The sequence below is a fragment of the Streptosporangium subroseum genome, assembly GCF_900188345.1.
Taxonomy (GTDB): domain Bacteria; phylum Actinomycetota; class Actinomycetes; order Streptosporangiales; family Streptosporangiaceae; genus Streptosporangium; species Streptosporangium subroseum.
The window spans coordinates 123,154-141,142 of sequence record NZ_FZOD01000013.1; the positions used below are offsets into that span (position 1 = coordinate 123,154).

At 66.7% G+C, this 17,989-nt stretch carries 17 protein-coding genes; 13 read left to right on the forward strand and 4 right to left on the reverse strand.

Features of this window, described 5'->3' with window-relative positions; all coding sequences use genetic code 11:
- The first annotated feature begins 118 nt into the window (after positions 1 to 118).
- From pyrH to CHC08_RS15985, 3 genes are all read left to right on the forward strand, one after another.
- Positions 119 to 817 (forward strand): UMP kinase, encoded by a 699-nt coding sequence (gene pyrH, locus CHC08_RS15975; protein ID WP_239514130.1) that lies wholly within the window; start codon positions 119 to 121, stop codon positions 815 to 817.
- Positions 818 to 1,004: 187 nt separating this feature from the next.
- Entirely contained in the window at positions 1,005 to 1,562 is a 558-nt protein-coding gene (frr, locus tag CHC08_RS15980; protein WP_089208061.1) for a ribosome recycling factor, read from the forward strand.
- Positions 1,563 to 1,630: 68 nt separating this feature from the next.
- Complete coding sequence (locus CHC08_RS15985; RefSeq protein ID WP_245878348.1) at positions 1,631 to 2,467, forward strand: phosphatidate cytidylyltransferase; 837 nt, start codon at positions 1,631 to 1,633, stop codon at positions 2,465 to 2,467.
- Between the two features lie 18 nt (positions 2,468 to 2,485).
- Here CHC08_RS15985 and CHC08_RS15990 read toward each other — a convergent pair whose 3' ends face one another.
- Positions 2,486 to 3,568, reverse strand: a complete 1,083-nt coding sequence (locus CHC08_RS15990; RefSeq protein ID WP_089208063.1) for a suppressor of fused domain protein — start codon at positions 3,566 to 3,568, stop codon at positions 2,486 to 2,488.
- A 72-nt stretch (positions 3,569 to 3,640) separates the two neighbouring features.
- Between CHC08_RS15990 and rlmN the strand changes: the two genes are divergently transcribed.
- Positions 3,641 to 4,765 carry a dual-specificity RNA methyltransferase RlmN gene (rlmN, locus tag CHC08_RS15995; protein WP_089208137.1) on the forward strand — a complete coding sequence of 375 codons (1,125 nt, stop codon included), beginning with the start codon at positions 3,641 to 3,643 and terminating at the stop codon, positions 4,763 to 4,765.
- 192 nt (positions 4,766 to 4,957) lie between these two features.
- Positions 4,958 to 6,220: an ATP-binding protein gene (locus CHC08_RS16000; protein WP_089208064.1), complete on the forward strand. Its 1,263-nt coding sequence runs from the start codon at positions 4,958 to 4,960 to the stop codon at positions 6,218 to 6,220.
- Between the two features lie 98 nt (positions 6,221 to 6,318).
- On the opposite strand, the gene CHC08_RS16005 is transcribed toward CHC08_RS16000, so the two are convergent.
- Together CHC08_RS16005 and CHC08_RS16010 are read right to left on the reverse strand one after the other, a co-directional pair.
- A complete protein-coding gene (locus tag CHC08_RS16005) occupies positions 6,319 to 6,990 on the reverse strand; it encodes a hypothetical protein (protein ID WP_089208065.1) in 672 nt (223 codons plus the stop codon).
- On the reverse strand, positions 6,987 to 7,835 hold the full coding sequence (locus CHC08_RS16010; protein WP_245878350.1) for an ABC transporter ATP-binding protein: 849 nt from the start codon (positions 7,833 to 7,835) through the stop codon (positions 6,987 to 6,989). The genes CHC08_RS16005 and CHC08_RS16010 overlap by 4 nt, the downstream gene beginning before the upstream one ends.
- 338 nt (positions 7,836 to 8,173) lie before the next feature.
- Here CHC08_RS16010 and CHC08_RS16015 point away from each other — a divergent pair, with 338 nt between their 5' ends.
- Together CHC08_RS16015 and CHC08_RS16020 are read left to right on the forward strand one after the other, a co-directional pair.
- Positions 8,174 to 8,866 (forward strand): pyridoxamine 5'-phosphate oxidase family protein, encoded by a 693-nt coding sequence (locus CHC08_RS16015; protein WP_089208066.1) that lies wholly within the window; start codon positions 8,174 to 8,176, stop codon positions 8,864 to 8,866.
- Positions 8,867 to 8,870: 4 nt separating this feature from the next.
- Complete coding sequence (locus CHC08_RS16020; protein ID WP_089208067.1) at positions 8,871 to 9,995, forward strand: globin domain-containing protein; 1,125 nt, start codon at positions 8,871 to 8,873, stop codon at positions 9,993 to 9,995.
- 48 nt (positions 9,996 to 10,043) lie between these two features.
- On the opposite strand, the gene CHC08_RS16025 is transcribed toward CHC08_RS16020, so the two are convergent.
- Positions 10,044 to 10,538, reverse strand: a complete 495-nt coding sequence (locus CHC08_RS16025) for an Lrp/AsnC family transcriptional regulator (protein ID WP_089208068.1) — start codon at positions 10,536 to 10,538, stop codon at positions 10,044 to 10,046.
- 193 nt (positions 10,539 to 10,731) lie between these two features.
- On the opposite strand from CHC08_RS16025, the gene CHC08_RS16030 reads away from it, so the two are divergent.
- The 6 genes from CHC08_RS16030 to CHC08_RS16055 all read left to right on the forward strand — a co-directional run bounded on the left by CHC08_RS16030 (position 10,732) and on the right by CHC08_RS16055 (position 17,971).
- On the forward strand, positions 10,732 to 12,189 hold the full coding sequence (locus CHC08_RS16030) for an aminobutyraldehyde dehydrogenase (RefSeq protein WP_179282066.1): 1,458 nt from the start codon (positions 10,732 to 10,734) through the stop codon (positions 12,187 to 12,189).
- A 25-nt stretch (positions 12,190 to 12,214) separates the two neighbouring features.
- Entirely contained in the window at positions 12,215 to 13,360 is a 1,146-nt protein-coding gene (locus CHC08_RS16035; RefSeq protein WP_089208069.1) for an ABC transporter ATP-binding protein, read from the forward strand.
- 47 nt (positions 13,361 to 13,407) lie between these two features.
- Complete coding sequence (locus CHC08_RS16040) at positions 13,408 to 14,613, forward strand: polyamine ABC transporter substrate-binding protein (protein WP_245878351.1); 1,206 nt, start codon at positions 13,408 to 13,410, stop codon at positions 14,611 to 14,613.
- 58 nt (positions 14,614 to 14,671) lie between these two features.
- Entirely contained in the window at positions 14,672 to 15,523 is an 852-nt protein-coding gene (locus tag CHC08_RS16045; RefSeq protein WP_089208071.1) for an ABC transporter permease, read from the forward strand.
- Entirely contained in the window at positions 15,520 to 16,404 is an 885-nt protein-coding gene (locus CHC08_RS16050; protein ID WP_089208072.1) for an ABC transporter permease, read from the forward strand. The genes CHC08_RS16045 and CHC08_RS16050 overlap by 4 nt, the downstream gene beginning before the upstream one ends.
- A gap of 172 nt (positions 16,405 to 16,576) precedes the next feature.
- Entirely contained in the window at positions 16,577 to 17,971 is a 1,395-nt protein-coding gene (locus CHC08_RS16055; RefSeq protein ID WP_089208073.1) for an NAD(P)/FAD-dependent oxidoreductase, read from the forward strand.
- Positions 17,972 to 17,989: the final 18 nt, after the last annotated feature.

Below are 17,989 nucleotides of genomic sequence, written 5' to 3' on the forward strand. Positions count from 1 at the left end.
TCTTGATCCAGCTCTCAGTAGAGCACTAAACGAGGAGGCCGCCGCCGTGCAGGAGAACCCGGAACCCGCTACGTCGGCGGTTTCGTCGTATTCGGACCCGCTTCGCTGGAAGCGGGTCATGCTGAAACTGTCCGGCGAGGCCTTCGCCGGAGGTGAACCGCTGGGCATCGATCCGGGCGTTGTGGGTCATCTCGCCGACTCGATCGCCGAGGCCGTCAGTGAGGGCGTGCAGGTCTCGATCGTGGTCGGCGGCGGCAACATGTTCCGGGGTGCCGCCCTGTCCGAACGCGGCATGGACCGCGCAAGGGCCGACTACATGGGGATGCTCGGCACGGTCATCAACTGCCTGGCCCTCCAGGACTTCCTGGAGAAGCGAGGCGTCGGCACCCGCGTCCAGACGGCCATCACCATGCAGCAGGTCGCCGAGCCCTTCCTGCCCCGCCGCGCCATCCGCCACCTTGAGAAGGGGCGAGTGGTCATCTTCGGGGCGGGGCTCGGATCGCCGTTCTTCTCCACCGACACCTGCGCCGCGCAGCGCGCACTGGAGATCGGTGCCGAGGCGCTGCTCAAGGGCACCCAGGTAGACGGCGTCTATGACGCGGACCCTCGGAAGAACCCCGACGCCGTCCGATTCGATCACCTCGAATATGGTGAGGTGTTGACCCGTGGTCTCGGTGTCATGGACGCCACCGCCATCAGCCTGTGTATGGACAACAGCCTGCCCATCGTGGTCTTCGACCTCATGGGTGAGGGCAACATCCTGCGGGCGGTGCGTGGTGAGAAGATCGGCACGCTGGTGAGTCCGGCAGGGAAATAGGGAGCGAGCCTGACGTAGCGAGCGGAGTGGTGCGCGACGTAGGAGCGTCCCGCGAAGTGAGTGAGGAAGGTAAGCGACCCAAAGGTGGAGAGCGAGCCTGACGTAGCGAGCGGAGTGGTGCGCGACGTAGGAGCGTGCCATGAAGTGAGTGAGGAATGGTGAGTGACCGAGAAGACAGGGAGCCGCTGTGATCGACGAAACCCTCCTCGAAGCCGAGGACAAGATGGACAAGGCCGTGTCGGTGGCGAAGGAAGACTTCGCAGGTATCCGCACAGGCCGCGTCACCCCGTCGATGTTCAACAAGATCAGCGCTGAGTACTACGGGACGCCCACTCCCATTCAGCAACTGGCCTCGTTCCACGCCTCCGAGGCTCGCATGATCATCATCCAGCCCTTCGACAAGAGCTCGATGGGTGCGATCGAGAAGGCGATCCGTAACTCGGACCTCGGTGTCAACCCCGGTAACGACGGTGTGGTCATCCGCGTGTCCTTCCCCGAGCTGTCGGAGGAGCGTCGCAAGGAGTACATCAAGGTTGCCCGCGGCAAGGCGGAGCAGTCGAAGGTCTCCATCCGCACCATCCGCCGCCACGCCAAGGAGACCCTCGACAAGATGGTCAAGGACAGCGAGGCCGGTGAAGACGAGGTGCGTCGCGCTGAGAAGGAGCTCGACGATCTCACTCAGAAGCACGTCGCCGAGATTGACGAGCTGCTCAAGCGCAAGGAAGCCGAGCTGCTCGAAGTCTGAGCCATGATCCTTGTCCCGCGCGAAAGACCCACGCGGGACAAGGATTTTGTGTATGAAAGTAGGACGCCTTGGAACCCGCGGCGGGTAGTAGCCGTACCGGCAGGAATCTTCCCGTTGCGATCGCGGTGGGTGCCGCCCTGGGTGCGGTCACCATCGCCTCCCTCTACTTCGTAAAGGTGCTTTTCCTCGCCGTGGTGATCGCGGCGGTGGGCATCGGCGTGACAGAGCTGGTCCGGTCGTTCGCGGCCAGGGGAATCAACGTTCCGTTGATTCCCGCCCTCGTGGGAATGACCGTCATGATCGGCGGCGCCTACTGGGGCGGGACCGCGTGGCTGCTCGGCAGCTTCGCGATGACGGTGCTTCTGCTGATGTTCTGGCGGATGTTCCAGGGCGTCGAGAACTACGTCCGCGACATCACCGCGACCATCCTGGTCCTGGTCTATCCCTCGCTGCTCGCCGGATTCGCGGCGCTGCTGCTCGCCGTTCACGGCGAGCAGGGCAACCGGGGTGCGGATCTGGTGCTCGTTTTCATCGCCACCACGGTCGCGAGTGACATCGGCGGGTATTTCGCCGGAATCTCCTTCGGCAAGCACAAGATGTCCTCGTTGATCAGCCCGAAGAAGACCTGGGAGGGCTTCGCCGGCTCCGCGCTGGCCTGCATGGCCGTGGGCGGCTGGCTGGTGTCCTGGCGGCTGGAGGAGGACGTCTGGAAGGGCGTGCTGATCGGCGCGGTCGTGGTGGTCTTCGCCACGCTCGGCGACCTGATCGAATCGGCGATCAAGCGGGACCTCGGCGTCAAGGACATGAGCAGCTTCCTGCCGGGTCACGGCGGCATGATGGATCGCCTCGACTCGCTGGTCGTCGCACTGATTCCGGTCTGGGTGCTTCTCACCTTGCTGGTGTGATCCAGCGGCGGAGACCGTTCACCCCGCCCGTGTGAGCCGGGCGGCGGACAGCCGGGGGACCAGCGCGCCGTATCCCTCCGCCGTGACCAGGCGCAGCTCGTCGGCGGTGATCGGGATCAGCCAGAGCCACTGCACGGCGTCGCCGCCAAAGGTGAAACCCGACAGTTCGGGTAGTCCCGGCAGTCCGGCCAGCATCATGACGCCGCTGTAGGCGGAACCGAGGGGGAAGGTCTCCGGCCGGTGGTACCACTTGGCGGTGTGGCCGTGGCCCAGCCAGGTGACCGAGTGCCATGGATACTGTCCCAGCCAGAGGAACAGCCGGGCCGCGTCGCGTGCGTCACCGGGAGCGGCGACGGCGAGCTCCACCCGGGCGTAGGCCTCCGGCCTGTCGATGTACTGCTCCACGGTGGGCATCCGCTGGCAGCTCATCCCGACCGTGGACAGGATCGTGTGGTTCCGCCCCCGCTCCGGAGGGCGCTCGGTGATGCCCACCGTGGGCAGCCGGTCGCCTCCGGCGTCCCAGAACCTGCCGGCGGTCCCGACTTTCCTGTCCAGATGGCCCATCACGAACTGCTGGAACGTCGCCCAGGCGCCGTTGCCCCCGCGCCACTGCCAGTAGGCCTGCGCCTTGGCCAGCCGGGAGGCCAGGCCGTCGTAAGCCTCCTCCAGCGACCAGGCGAACGGCGACTCGCCCACCGCGTCCCGGGAGTAGCCCGGCATTCCCCTGCTCATGTCCGCCCAGCCAGGAATGACCACGAGGAGCTCGTCGTTCTCGTACAGGGCGACGCCGTCGCCCTCCTCGAACCACAGCGGTCGCAGCGTGCCCAACGGGGGCCTGCCGCCGGGGTGCCGGGTGTTCGCCCGGGGCACCACCGGAGGCAGCCCGGAGTTCATGCGCTCCAGGTCGATCTCGGCCGGGGCCGGGCCGTGGTTGGCCAGCCAGGCCGCTCCGTGCACCATGCCTCCGGACCCGCACAGGTAAGCTACCGAGGAAGTCTCGTCGCGTTCGACCACCAGGGTGCGGCTCCCATAGGGATTGACGTCGGTGAGTATGACCTCGACGCCGTCTCCCCGCTCTCCTGCGGGGCGGATTGTCGCCATACCTCCGGACTCTAGATCAAGGTTGAGCACCGCTTCGAGCATTCGTGTAACCGTCGAGAGAAGGCGTTGGACTTGTCGACTGTCAGCCCGCCCGGGGCCCCCGTACCCGGCCAGCTCACCTTCGTGGCGCGTCCGCGGGCCAAGCCCGCGCGTCACCTGGCCGATCTGACCATGGCCGAGCGCCGGGCGGCGGTCGCCGAGCTGGGTGAGAAGCCGTTCCGCGCCGATCAGCTCTCCCGGCACTACTTCGAGAAACTGAACAGCGACCCGAGCCTGATGACCGATCTGCCGGCCGCTGCTCGGGAGAAACTCACGACCGCGCTGTTCCCCACTCTCCTGACCTCGGTCCGGGAGATGACCACCGACAGCGGCACCACCCGCAAGATGTTGTGGCGGCTGTTCGACGGCGCGCTGGTCGAGTCGGTCCTCATGCGTTACACCGACCGCACCACCATGTGCGTGTCCTCCCAGGCCGGATGCGGCATGAACTGCCCGTTCTGCGCCACCGGCCAGGCCGGTCTGACCCGCAACATGACCACCGCCGAGATCGTCGAGCAGGTCGTCGCCGGAGCGCGGGCACTGGCCTCGGGCGATGTCCCCGGTGGCCCCGGGCGGGTCAACAACGTGGTCTTCATGGGTATGGGCGAGCCGCTGGCCAACTACAAGGCCGTGATCGGCGCCGTCCGCCGGATGGTCGAGCCCGCCCCCGACGGCCTGGGCATCTCCGCCCGGGGCATCACGGTCTCCACCGTCGGCCTGGTGCCGGCGATCGGCAAGCTCGCCGACGAGGGCCTGCCGGTGACGCTGGCGGTCTCCCTGCACGCGCCCGACGACGAGCTCCGCGACACCCTGGTGCCGATCAACACCCGCTGGAAGGTCGCCGAGGTTCTCGACGCGGCCTGGGAGTACACGGCCAAGACCAAGCGCCGTGTCTCCATCGAATACGCGCTGATCAAGGACATCAACGACCAGGAGTGGCGGGCGGACCTGCTCGGCCGGCTCATCAAGAACCAGCTCGTGCACGTCAACCTGATCCCGCTCAACCCGACTCCGGGCTCGAAGTGGACCGCCTCCCGGCCGGAGGACGAGCGCGCCTTCGTCCGGCGCCTGGAGTCCCACGGCGTGGCGGTGACGGTCCGTGACACCCGTGGCCGCGAGATCGACGGCGCCTGCGGTCAGCTGGCCGCCGCCGAGTAGCCGTTACTCGCCGCCGTCGCCTGGCACGCCGTACGGCTGCGCCCCCGAGGCGCCGACCGCCGCTCGCGGTCCTTCCCGCGAGCGGCGTTTCCCTGCCGCCCGGCATCCCGCCGCATCGCCGCGTCGCGACCAATCTGCAAGCAACCCAGCGACCAACCTGTCAGCCGACTTCGGCTATACCATGCTGAACCCATGGTCAGCAGCTCACCGAGCCCCCTCGGTAAGGTCCTCCCGCGACGCGCTGAAAGAGCTGTGGAAGAGGCTCTGGCCGACACGCGTGTCACTCTGATCACGGGCGCGCGCCAGTGTGGCAAGAGCACGCTGGTTCGTCTTCTCGTGAAGGGACGTGCGGGAGAGTGGCGTAATCTCGATGCCCCTGTCGTTCGCCAGGCCGCGATCACGGATCCCGCCGGTTTCGTCGCGTTCCCCGAGCTCATGGTGATCGACGAGATTCAGCGGGTTCCCGAACTGCTGCTCGCGATCAAAGAACAGGTGGACATGGACCCGAGGCCGGGCCGCTACCTGCTGACCGGGTCGGCCAGGGTGCTCGGGCTCCGGGCGCTGCCCGGCCGGATGGAGACCATCGAACTGTGGCCGTTCTCGCAGGGTGAGATCGACGGTGCGGCCGACGGGTTCGTGGACGCGCTCTTCGTCGAAGGTGAGAATCTCCGCCATGAGTCGACGGTCAGCCGCGCCGAGTACACGGAGCGGATCGTCCGGGGCGGATTTCCCGAAGCCGTCGCGCGATCGAATGTCCGCAGGCGAGAGAGATTCTTTGATTCATACGTGGAAGATCTCATCGCACGAGATGTGAGCCAGCTGGCAGAGATCGAACGAATGTCGGAGATGCGGGCTCTGGTGCGGCTGCTGGCAGCTCGATCGGGCCAGTTGCTGGTCGCCGGTGGCTTGAGCAACGTGATCGGGCTTTCCGCGAACACCGTGCATCGCTACCTGGGTCTGCTGGAAGAGGTGTTCCTGATCAAACGGATTCCGGCCTGGTCACGAAATCTCAGCAGCCGTGCGATCGGGACGCCCAAGGTCGCCTTTGTCGATTCAGGGACAGCGGCGAACCTTCTGGGAACCGACTCCAGGAGCCTGCTGCGTCCTGACGGCGCCTTCGGCCCGCTCCTGGAAGGTTTTGTCCTCATGGAGTTGGCTCGCCAGCTCACCTGGTCCGAAGAACGCGTAGAGCTGTTTCACTATCGGACGAAGGACAAGGTCGAGGTCGACGCCGTCCTGGAGAATCGCCAGGGGCGTGTGGTCGGGATCGAGGTGAAGGCGTCATCGACGGTGCGGCCAGATGATTTTCGGGGACTGCGGCATCTCGCAGACCGTCTCGGCGACGATTTCGTGGCGGGAGTCGTCCTCTATACGGGGACTCAGACGCTCCCGTTCGGTGAGCGACTGCGCGCCATGCCGGTGAGCTCTCTCTGGGAGGTGACCACGCCCCGATAGGAGCATCCGACGCTTTCGTCGTACGCTGCGCCCGTAAAACCCGTATACCGGCCCCTCATTGACAAGGCGCGGGCGGGCGTCGCGGGTGGCAGCGGAATTCAAGGTCTCGTGCGGCGGAGCCGTACGTAGAACACCATGCCGGCGGCGGCCCAGAACAGTGCCGCCGCGGCGAGGCCGGGTAGGGCCCCGTCGAGCGCTCCCTCGTTCGCCGCGCGCATCCAGAGCACGACCGGCACCGAGAAACGGCCCACCGGGGTGAGGCTGATCAGCAGCAGGGCCACGTAGCCGCCGAACAGGACCAGCATCGAGACGGCGGGTGAGGGCAGGATCGCGTTGCTGGCGAGCGCGCCCAGTGCGGTCCCGACGCTCAGGCTGAGCACGTGCAGCCCGATGCCGCGCATCAGGTCGGCGGGGACGGGCATGGCGGCGAAGCCGTGGATCAGCGGCATCACGATCGCGATCGCGGCCATGCCGAGGTTGACGACGAGCGCGCTGATCAGGCCCGCCGTGATCTCCCGGACAGGTCCTCTGGCCGCGGTCATCGAGATCAGCCGCTGCGTCGGAGGCTCGGTGTCGAGCAGTCCCCGGGACGCCCAGGCGAAGACGACGATCAGCAGCCCGGCGGAGTCCGCGTAGGAGGACAGCTCGCTGCCCGGCGGGATCAGCGTGGAGTAGAAGAGGATCAGCATCACGGTCAGCCCGATCATCGGCTGGAGCAGCCGGTGCGACCGGGCATAGGCGGCGAGCTTGAAGCGCACGAGATGGATCATGAGGTCCGCCTGGTGAGGTAGCCGTCGGCGCGGAGTTTCTGCTCGATCTCGTCGGCGTCGTCGGCGTCCACGAGCACTTCGATGACCACCTGCCGTGCCCCTTCGCCGCTCTGAGGGGCGAACGGCTGGGAGATGGGCGGCTGCCTGTCGCCCTGGGAGGGGGAGGCGGAGGGCCGCGGCGTCTCCATGCCGTCCGGGGAAGGGGGCGCCTGCCGGGTTTCCGCGCCGTCCGGGGGAGCGGATACCTGTGACCGTTCGCCGCTCCGGGAGGTGACCGCGCCGTCCTCGACGAGCCAGTGGTCGGCGCCGGGGAAGTTTTGGAGCTGGTTCTGGTGGTCGCTGACCACGACTATCCCGCCGCTCGCGGCGATCTCGTCGATGATCAGGGGGAGCTCGGCGCGCGTCTGCTGGTCCAGTCCCGCGAAGGGTTCATCCAGGATCAGCAGGTCCGGCGGGGCCATCAGCGACTGGATCAGCCCGACCTTCTGCGCGCTGCCCTTGGACAGGTCGCCGAGCGGCTGGCCCAGCAGGTGAGTCGCGTTCAGCCGTACGGCGAGCTCCTCGGTGGAGGCGAGGGAGACGCCCCGGATCCTGGACATGTGTTCCAGATAGCCGATCACGGTGAAGGGCTGACCCACGGGGAACACGTCGGGGGCGTAGCCGACGACGCCGGGGCGGCCGGCGATCGTGCCCCGGGAGGTGGGCATGATCCCGGCCAGCAGGCGCAGCAGTGTGGATTTGCCCGCGCCGTTCCGGCCGGTGACCTCGATGACGGAGCCGGGATCGAGCGTGAGCTCGACGTCCCGCAGGACCCAGGGACCGCGACGTGAGTATCGAAAGGACACGCTGGAAAGCCGCATAGGCCCGTCACCCTACCGTGATCGTTTGCTTTTGGCGGGTCTGTCCCTTCGGGAGGGGCCGTTCGGGCACGGCGCGAGAGACGTGTGTTTGAACTGTTTTCCACGGGTATTGAGGGGGCCGTATCTCCGTCGGAAGCCGCACTCGTCGGTGGCGGGGCGTCATGGCCGTGATCGTGGAGGAGCCTGTCACGGCGTGATCACCACGTGGACTCGTGAAAAGTGAGCATCACTCGGAATTGTCAGAAAAATTTACCCTGCTTGTGATATCTGGTCTATGCTCCGTCACTTATGTGGCCAGAGGTACGACGTTTACGGAGAGTGACATGAGTGACCTACATTCGCCGTACGGCGGACTTGACAGCGGTGAGCATCTGCCGGGATCCCGTGGCGAGCACGTGCTCCAACGGCTGTTCGACACCGGGGACAAGGCGAAGCGCTTCTACGACCGGCAGGTCGTGGATCACCTCACCGATGAGATGCGTGAGTTCCTGGCGCGCCAGGAGATGGCCTTCGTGGGCACGGCCGACGCTGCGGGCAACTGCGACACGACATTCCGCGCCGGCCCTCCCGGGTTCGTGCGGGTGCTGGGAGACAGGACGCTGATCTACCCGGAGTTCCGCGGCAACGGCGTGCTCGCCAGCCTCGGCAACATCATGGAGAACGCCCACATCAGCCTGCTGTTCGTCGACTTCTTCGAGGATCTCGTAGGCCTGCACGTCAACGGCTCCGCCACGATCACAACCTCCTACGACGCCGAGCGCCGTCACGGCCTGGTCGACGACGACCGCACCGCCCCCGGCCGTCGTGCCGACCGCTGGGTCACGGTAGAGGTCGAGGAGGCTTACATCCACTGTTCGAAGCACATCCCGCGCTTCTCCAAGCAGGATCGCAGGGAGCGCGGTCCCGCTGGGCGCAAGCCCGCGGGAGAGGAGTATTTCGGCGTGCCGCAGCTGCGGGCGGCCGGAGCGGAGTCGCGCAGACCGGGGCGGGAAGAGGTGAGGGAAAGGACCGGCTGACGTCATGTCGATCGACATCGAGCTCATTCGCCGTAGCTGGTCTCTCGTCGAGCCGGCGGCCGCCAAGGTGGCCGCCCACTTCTACGGCAAGCTGTTCGCCGACCACCCCGGTGTCCGCGAACTCTTCCCGCCCGCGATGGGCGACCAGCGCGACCGGTTGCTCGGCGCGCTCACCCGGGTGGTGCTCAACCTTGAGGCCGGTCCCGGCCTGGTCGACTACCTGGGCCAGCTCGCCCGAGATCACCGCAAGTACGGTGTCCGGCCCGAGCACTATCCGGCGGTAGGCGCCTGTCTGATCGCGGCGATGCGGGCCAACGCCGCAGGCTCCTGGCGTCCGGAGTACAGCGAGGCGTGGGCGGAGGCGTACCAGACCATCGCCGACGTGATGATCAAAGCTGCCGCGCAGGACGAGGCCGGCGCTCCCGCCTCCTGGATCGGCACCGTGGTGGCGCATGAGATGCGGACGCCCGAGATCGTGGTGTTCACCGTCCAGGCGGACTATCCCTATCCCTATCGAGCAGGCCAGTACGCCACCCTGCAGACTCCGCACTGGCCGAAGATCTGGCGGTCGTACTCGATCGCGAACGCGCCCCGTGCGGACAACACGCTCACCTTCCACGTGCGCGTCGTCCCGGGCGGATGGGTCAGCACGGCACTGGCGCGCCACCTGCGGGTAGGAGACTCCCTGCTGGTGGGGCCGCCGCGGGGGTCGCTGGTGCTGGAGCGGGCGACTTCCCCGCACGTGGTGCTCATCGCCGGCGGGACGGGGCTGGCACCGCTGAAGGCGATCGTGCAGGAATCGGTGTCACTGCCGGACCGGCCGCTGATGGATCTCTTCCACGGCGTCCGGCACGATGCGGACGCCTACGACGAGGCCGACCTGATGGATCTGCGGAACCGTCACGGCCGGCTCCGGGTGGTCCACGCGGTCTCCCATGACCATTACCGGGGGGAGACCGTGATCGACGCGGTGGAGCGCCATCGCGTGTATCTCGACGGCGACGTCTTCGTCTGCGGCTCCACGGACATGGTGCGCGAGACGACGGACCGCCTGTTGCGCATGGGTGTTTCCGCAGGGCGGATCCACACGGAGTTCTCCCCGGACACACCTATCTCGGTGGGCGTCTGACGCCTCGGGGGCCCGTCGCCATCCGCCGTCCGGCGGGCCTGCGGCGCGTCAGCGAGTGCCCCAGGAGTAGGTCTGCTTGTGGAGTCTGAGGTAGACGAAGGTCTCGGTGGCGCGGACCGCGGGAATGGCGCGGATCTTGCCGAGGATCTCCAGGAGGTGCTGGTCGCTCTCGCAGACGACCTCGACCATGACGTCGAGGGATCCGGCGGTCAGGACGACATAGTCGATCTCCTTGATGGCCGACAACTCGTCGGCCACCATCTCCAGATCGCCCTCGCACTTGATGCCGATCATGGCCTGGCGGGAGAAGCCCAGGGTGAGCGGGTCGGTCACCGCGACGATCTGCATGACTCCGCCGTCGATCAGGCGCTGAACCCGCTGGCGTACGGCGGCCTCGGACAGGCCCACTGCCTTGCCGATGGCGGCGTAGGGCTTGCGCCCGTCCGCCTGCAGCTGTTCGATGATCTGCTTGGAGATCTCATCGAGGACGACGGGGCCAGGCCTGGCGTCGTTTTCGCGGCGTACCTTGGGCGGCGTCGTCATCCGCGCTCCCTGGCGTCATGTTGCGAGGCTGTTGCCGTCATGTTGCGGCTCCGATGCGACATGGTGTCAGTTCTGGGCCTTCTGTCAAGCGATTTCGTAGCAATTTGGTATCTTAACAACGAAATCCCTTGTCGCGAGGCTTCCTCTCTGTAAGAGTCGCGACAACTCAGCCCCAAGCGCAAGGAGGTCGACCTTGACCACCCCGGTTGAGAACCACGCACCCACTCACCTGCGGAATTACATCAACGGTGAGTTCGTGGACGCCAAAAGCGGCAGGTTCTCCGATGTCATCGACCCCTGCACCGGAGAGGCCTATCTTCAGGCCCCGATCTCCGGTCCGGAGGACGTCGACGCAGCCTATGCCGCGGCAGCCGCCGCGTTCGAATCCTGGAGCCAGACCACGCCGGGCGAACGCGCCAATCTGCTCCTCAAGGTCGCCGACGCGATCGAGGCGCGGGCCGACGAGCTGAACGAGGCCGAGTGCCTCAACACCGGCAAGCCGCGCGCCCGCATGGCGGAGGACGAGACGCCGATCGCCGCCGATCACTTCCGCTTCTTCGCGGGCGCCGCGCGCACGCTGGAGGGACCGACGTCGGGTGAGTTCCTCGCGGACCACACCTCCATGATCCGGTACGAGCCGATCGGCGTCGTGGGCCAGGTCACGCCCTGGAACTATCCGATGATGATGGCGGTCTGGAAGATCGCCCCCGCGATCGCCGCGGGGAACACCGTCGTGCTCAAGCCCTCCGACACCACCCCGGCCGCCACGATCAAGCTGGCCGAGATCCTGGGCGAGATCCTGCCGAAGGGCGTCTTCAACGTCGTCGCCGGCGACCGCGAGACCGGTGCCCTGGTCGTGGGACACCCGACCGCGCAGATGGTCGCGATCACCGGTTCGGTCGGCGCCGGCATGGCCGTGGCCAAGTCCGCGGCCGACGACCTCAAGCGGGTCCACCTGGAGCTCGGCGGCAAGGCCCCGGTCGTCGTCTTCGACGACGTCACCGACCTCAAGGCCGCCGCCGACGCCATCGCCACGGCGGGTCTCTACAACGCCGGCCAGGACTGCACGGCGGCCTGCCGCGTGCTGGTCCACGAGAACGTCCACGACGAGTTCGTGGCCGCGCTCACCGAGGCGGCCGTGAACACCGTGACGGGTGACCTGTCCAACGAGGACGCCCTGTACGGCCCGCTCAACAACGCAAGCCAGCTGGCCCGCGTCTCGGGCTTCTTCGACCGGGTCCCGGATCACGCCAAGATCCTGACCGGCGGCCACAGGGTGGGTGACAAGGGCTACTTCTTCGCGCCGACCATCGTGGACGGCCTCCACCAGGACGACGAGATGGTGCAGGACGAGGTCTTCGGGCCTGTCATCACCGTCCAGACCTTCTCCGACGAGGCCGACGCCGTGGCCAAGGCCAACGGCGTCAGGTACGGCCTGTCGAGTTCGGTGTGGACGTCGAACCACGGCCGGGCGATGCGCGTGTCAAAGCGTCTTGACTTCGGCGTCGTGTGGGTTAACACTCACATCCCTTTCGTCTCAGAAATGCCTCACGGAGGCTTCAAGCACTCTGGTTACGGCAAGGATTTGTCCGTTTTCGGACTGCACGATTACCTTCGCATCAAGCACGTCATGCACTACATCGGCGAATAGCCGCGAACAGAGGGATAAGCCTGGCATGACCGAAACCCAGGCGGGCATTGAGGCGGCCGCCGCCGCCTCCGGCTCGTCCAATGTGCCCGCCATCGAACTCGACGGGGTCGTCAAGGAATACCTCTCCCAGGGAGAGGCCGTCCGGGCGGTCAAGGGCGTCACCATGTCGATCACCGAGGGAGAGTTCTTCTCGCTCCTCGGACCTTCGGGCTGCGGTAAGACCACGACCATGCGCATGATCGCCGGGTTCGAGGATCCGACGCAGGGCAAGGTGTGGTTGCACGGCCAGGACGTGACCGACGTGCCTCCCAACAAGCGCGATGTGAACATGGTGTTCCAGTCCTACGCGCTGTTCCCGCACATGAACGTCTGGGAGAACGTCGCCTTCGGTCTCAGGCGCAAGAAGGTGGCGGCCGACGAGATCAAGCGGCGGGTCGGCGAGATCCTGGAGATCGTCGACCTCACCGGCCGTGAGAAGCGCCGTCCCCGGGAGATGTCCGGCGGTCAGCAGCAGCGGGTCGCCCTGGCCCGAGCCCTGGTCAACAACCCCCGGGCGCTCCTGCTGGACGAGCCGCTGGGCGCCCTGGACCTCAAGCTCCGCCAGGCCATGCAGATCGAGCTCAAGCGAATCCAGCGCGAGGTGGGCATCACGTTCGTCTACGTGACGCACGACCAGAGCGAGGCGCTCACCATGAGCGACCGCATCGCCGTCATGAACGACGGCCAGGTCGACCAACTCGCCTCACCCCGCGAGATTTACGAGCGTCCGGCCACCCCGTTCGTCGCCGGATTCATCGGCACCTCCAACCTGCTCAGCGGCACCGTGGACCGGATCACCTCCGGCTTCGCCGTGCTCAAGCTCGGAGGGGAGGACCGGGTGCTCGTGGCCGGTGAAACACACCGGGCCGGAGACCCGATCGCCGTCACGGTACGGCCGGAGAAGATCAGGATCTCCACCGAGGAGCCGACGGGTGACGTCAGCGTCGTGCGCGGCACCGTCTTCGAAGTGGTCTATCTCGGCCTTTACAACAGCTACGCGGTAAGTCTGGCCGACGGTGCCGAGGTCACCGTATTCCAGCAGAACGCGGTCGACAGTACGAGCACGGCGGAGCGTGGCGATGCCGTCTGGCTGTCGTGGCAGCCGCAACACTCGTACGCAATCGGAAGTTGAGTCCTGCCATGCACGATTCCCGCACGAACCCCGCCTTTCTGCGTGGCATGACGCAGAGCCGTTCCGTCACCCGTCGTGACGCCTTCCGTATGGCGGGACTGTCGGCCGCCGGTCTCGCGCTGGCCGCCTGCGGTGTCCAGGGCAAGAAGGTCGCGGCGCCGCAGAAGGACGCCGTCGCCGAATACTGGGCCGCCCAGAAGAAGAACGGCACCCTGCGCTTCGCCAACTGGCCGCTGTACATCGACAAGGACGGCAAGAAGTATCCGTCGCTGGACCTGTTCACCAAGGACACCGGCATCCAGGTGGACTACCAGGAGGCCATCCAGGACAACAGCACGTTCTTCGGCAAGGTCCAGCCTCTGCTCGCGGCCAACAACGACATCGGCTACGACCTGATGGTCCTGACCAACGGCCTCCAGCTGAGCAAGGCCATCGAGCTGGGCTACCTGGTCCCGCTGGACCACTCCAAGCTGCCGAACTTCGCCGCCAACGCGGCGCCGAAGGTCAAGAACCCGACCTGGGACCCGAACAACACCCACACGATCCCGTGGACGGTCGGTCTCACCGGCATCGCCTACAACCCCAAGTACGTGGACGAGGTCACCAGCATGGAGGACCTCTGGAACCCCAAGTACAAGGGCAAGGTCGGCATGATGCTCGACACCCAGGAGGTCGCGAACTTCGGCATGTTCGCCCTGGGCATCGACCCCGACACCTCGGGCGAGGCCGACTGGCGGAAGGCCGGCGAGAAGCTCAAGCAGCAGCGCGACGCGGGGCTCGTCCGCAAGTACTACGAGAACGACTACGTCGACGCGCTCGCCCGGGGCGACGTGTGGATCACCATGGCCTGGTCGGGCGACATCTTCCAGCAGGTCGCCGAGGGCAAGGACCTGAAGTTCGTGGTGCCCCAGGAGGGCGGCACGATCTGGACCGACAACATGTGCATCCCCAAGACCGCGCAGAACCCGGTGGACGCGCTGACGCTGATGGACTACGTCTACCAGCCCAAGATCGCCACCATGCTGGTGGAGTACATCAACTACATCACCCCGGTGCCCGCCACCAAGGACCTGGTCCTCGCCGACGCGGAGAAGGCCACGGGTGACGACAAGGCGTCGCTGGAGCAGATCGCCAACAGCCCGCTGATCTACCCCTCCGAGGCGGACCAGGCCAAGCTGCGGTCGTACAAGGCGCTGACCTCCGCGGAGGAGAAGATCTTCGAGAGCATCTTCCAGCCGGTCACGCAGGGCTAGAGGTCATGGAGCCGATCCGGCGCCCTGAGCGCCGCGAGCCTCGTGAGGTGAGCGACCGATGAAACGCTTCGCTCCCTACCTGCTCATCCTGCCCGGCGGCCTCTGGCTGGTGATCTTCCTGGTGGTGCCGATGGTCTTCATGGCCTCGGTCTCCACCCAGGAGGGCGACGTGGTGAACGGTTTCGTCCAGACGTTCAACTTCTCGGTGTACGGCGACGCGCTGGTGCAGTACCAGACGCAGTTCCTGAGGTCCGCCGGATACGGCCTGGTCGCCACGGTCATCTCCATCGCGATGGCCTACCCGGTGGCCTACTGGATCGCCTTCAAGGGCGGCGCCCGGAAGTCCACCTACCTGCTGCTGGTGCTGCTGCCGTTCTTCGTCTCGTTCGTGCTGCGCACGGTGTCGTGGAAGTTCCTGCTGGCCGACGACGGCATTCTGCTGTCCCCGATGAAGTCGATGGGCCTGGTGCCCGACGACTTCCACGTGCTGCAGACGACGACGGCGGTGATCGGCGGGCTGGTCTACAACTACCTGCCGTTCATGATCCTGCCGATCTACGTGGCACTGGAGCGGGTGGATCCCCGGGTGGTCGAGGCCGCCCAGGACCTCTACGCGGCCAAGCGCTCGGCCTTCACCAAGGTCGTGCTGCCGCTCTCGCTGCCGGGCGTGTTCGCCGGGGTGCTGATGACGTTCGTCCCGATGACCGCGGACTACGTCAACGCCGGCATCCTCGGAGGCCCGCAGAACACGATGATCGGCAACATCATCCAGACCAAGTATCTGGTCAACAACGACTACCCGACCGCCGCCGCGCTGTCGTTCACGCTGATGGCGGTGATGCTGATCGGCATCTTCGCCTACGCCAAGGCGCTCGGCACCGAGAACGTGCTGGAGGCGGCGGCCCGATGACGAGCACGAGTGAAACCGGCGCGGTCGGCACCGTACCGCCCCCGCGCGCGTCCGGCACGACGTCCGGCGCACGGTCCGGGCCGCCGGTGACCAGGAAGAGGAGCGGCCGGTTCGGTGACGGGCTGCTCAAGGGCTACGTCTGGCTGATCCTCGCCTGGCTGTTCCTGCCGATCGTGGTCATGATCGTGTTCGGCTTCAACGACACCCAGAGCAAGTCCAATGTGACCTGGCAGGGCTTCACCCTCAAATGGTGGGGCCGCCTGGGCGACTACCCCGATCTGACCGTCGCGGTGTTCAACTCGCTCAAGATCGCTGTGATCAGCGTGGTGATCACGACGGTGATCGGCACGTTCATGGGCCTGGCCCTGGGCCGTTACCGGTTCCGCGGGCAGGGCGCGACCAACCTGGTGCTGTTCGCCGCGATCGCCTCGCCGGAGCTCGTCATGGGCGCCTCGCTGCTGTCGCTGTTCGTCAGCAGCGGCGTGCAGACCGGCTTCGTGACCGTGATCATCGCGCACGTGCTGTTCTCGCTGTCGTTCGTGGCGATCACGGTGCGGGCCCGGGTGGTCGGGCTGGATCCGTCGATCGAGGAGGCGGCGCGCGACCTCGGGGCGTCCACGTGGGTGACGTTCTGGCGGGTGACGTTCCCGATGATCCTGCCCGGCGTCGTCTCGGGCGCGCTGCTGGCGTTCGCGCTGTCCATCGACGACTTCGTGATCACCCAGTTCACCAGCGGTTCCGTCCAGACGTTCCCACTGTGGATCTGGGGCGCCACCCGTATCGGGGTGCCGCCACAGGTCAACATCATCGGAACGCTTATATTCGCAGTAGGCGTCGTGATCGCCGTGGTCAACACGGTGACTTCCCGCCGCCGCACCTAAACTGCCCTCAGCCCCGTGCCTCCGAAGGGCGGCGCGGGGCTTCGGTGTATCCAGATCCTCGGCAGAGAACAGGGAGGCGAGATCGGACTCAGGCGGGGGGAACCCGCGCGTGATCTTCAAGGTCACGCGATACACATAAAAACAACCTGACTCACGTAGGGAAGTGAGATTTGTGGATCCGCTGAAGGCTCTTGCTGATGCGGAGCGCAAGCCGTACTGGCTCGACAGTCCGGCGAAACCTGAGCCGCTGCCGCGGCTCTTCGGAAACACGACCGCCGATCTCGCGGTGGTCGGCGGAGGCTTCTCGGGGCTCTGGACCGCCCTGATGGCGAAGGAGCGCGATCCGTCGCTCGACGTGGTCCTGCTTGAGGGACGCAGGATCGGCTGGGCGGCGTCCGGCCGCAACGGCGGCTTCGCGATGGCCACGCTCACCCACGGGATCGCCAACGGGCTCGAACGCTGGCCCGAAGAGATCTCCACGCTCGAGCGCCTGGGTGTCACGAACCTCGACGAGATCGGCGAGGCCGTCGCCAGATACGACATCGACTGCGGCTACGAGCGCACCGGCGAGCTGCACGTGGCCACCGAGCCCTGGCAGCTGGAGGCGATGAGCGAGCACGCCGAGATCACCCACGAGCTGGGTGTCCGCTTCGACATCCTCGACCAGGAGCAGATCCGGGCGGAGGTGAACTCGCCCACGTACATCGGAGGCCAGTGGGAGCGCGACGGCTGCGCCATGCTCGATCCCGCCCGGCTGGCCTGGGGGCTCAGGCAGGCCTGCCTCTCCCTGGGCGTGCGCATCTACGAGCGCACGCCGGTCCGGGCCATGAAGGACTCCCAGGTGAGCATGGATCTGCTCACTCCGAACGGCACCGTCAAGGCGGGCAAGGTCGCTCTCGGCACCGGGGTGTTCCAGCCGCTGCTGCGGCGGCTGAAGCACTTCCTCGTGCCGGTCTACGACTACGCGCTGATGACCGAGCCGCTCTCCGCGGAGCAGATGGACGCCGTCGGCTGGCACAACCGGCAGGGCGTCGGCGACTCGGCCAACCAGTTCCACTACTACCGGCTGACCGACGACAACCGCATTCTCTGGGGTGGCTACGACGCGGTCTACTACAACGGCGGAAAGATCAAGCCGGAGTACGAGCAGCGCGACGAGACCTTCGTCAAGCTGGCGGAACACTTCTCCGTGACGTTCCCCCAGCTCTCCGAGCTGCGCTTCACCCACAAGTGGGGCGGCGTCATCGACACCTGCAGCCGGTTCAGCGCCTTCTACGGCCAGGCGCACGGCGGGCGCCTCGCCTACGCCGCCGGCTACACCGGCATGGGCGTCGGCGCGACCCGCTTCGGGGCCAATGTCATGCTCGACCTGCTGAGCGGTGAGCGGACCGAGCGGACCGAGCTCCGGATGGTCCAGGAGAAGCCGGTCCCCTTCCCGCCCGAGCCGGTTCGCTCGGCCGGGATCCAGATGACCCGGTGGTCGATCGCCCAGGCCGACCTCCACCAGGGCCGCCGCAACCTCTGGTTGCGGACCCTGGACCGGATGGGTCTGGGATTCGACTCCTAGGTTTTCCAGGGGGTGTCC

Coding starts and splice junctions, on each gene's coding strand:
- pyrH (WP_239514130.1), top strand. CDS start 119: ATGCTGAAACTGTCCGGCGAGGCCTTCGCCGGAGGTGAACCGCTGGGC.
- CHC08_RS15990 (WP_089208063.1), bottom strand. CDS start 3,568: ATGGCGACAATCCGCCCCGCAGGAGAGCGGGGAGACGGCGTCGAGGTC.
- CHC08_RS16000 (WP_089208064.1), top strand. CDS start 4,958: ATGGTCAGCAGCTCACCGAGCCCCCTCGGTAAGGTCCTCCCGCGACGC.
- CHC08_RS16005 (WP_089208065.1), bottom strand. CDS start 6,990: ATGATCCATCTCGTGCGCTTCAAGCTCGCCGCCTATGCCCGGTCGCAC.
- CHC08_RS16015 (WP_089208066.1), top strand. CDS start 8,174: ATGAGTGACCTACATTCGCCGTACGGCGGACTTGACAGCGGTGAGCAT.
- CHC08_RS16020 (WP_089208067.1), top strand. CDS start 8,871: ATGTCGATCGACATCGAGCTCATTCGCCGTAGCTGGTCTCTCGTCGAG.
- CHC08_RS16025 (WP_089208068.1), bottom strand. CDS start 10,538: ATGACGACGCCGCCCAAGGTACGCCGCGAAAACGACGCCAGGCCTGGC.
- CHC08_RS16035 (WP_089208069.1), top strand. CDS start 12,215: ATGACCGAAACCCAGGCGGGCATTGAGGCGGCCGCCGCCGCCTCCGGC.
- CHC08_RS16040 (WP_245878351.1), top strand. CDS start 13,408: ATGACGCAGAGCCGTTCCGTCACCCGTCGTGACGCCTTCCGTATGGCG.
- CHC08_RS16045 (WP_089208071.1), top strand. CDS start 14,672: ATGAAACGCTTCGCTCCCTACCTGCTCATCCTGCCCGGCGGCCTCTGG.
- CHC08_RS16050 (WP_089208072.1), top strand. CDS start 15,520: ATGACGAGCACGAGTGAAACCGGCGCGGTCGGCACCGTACCGCCCCCG.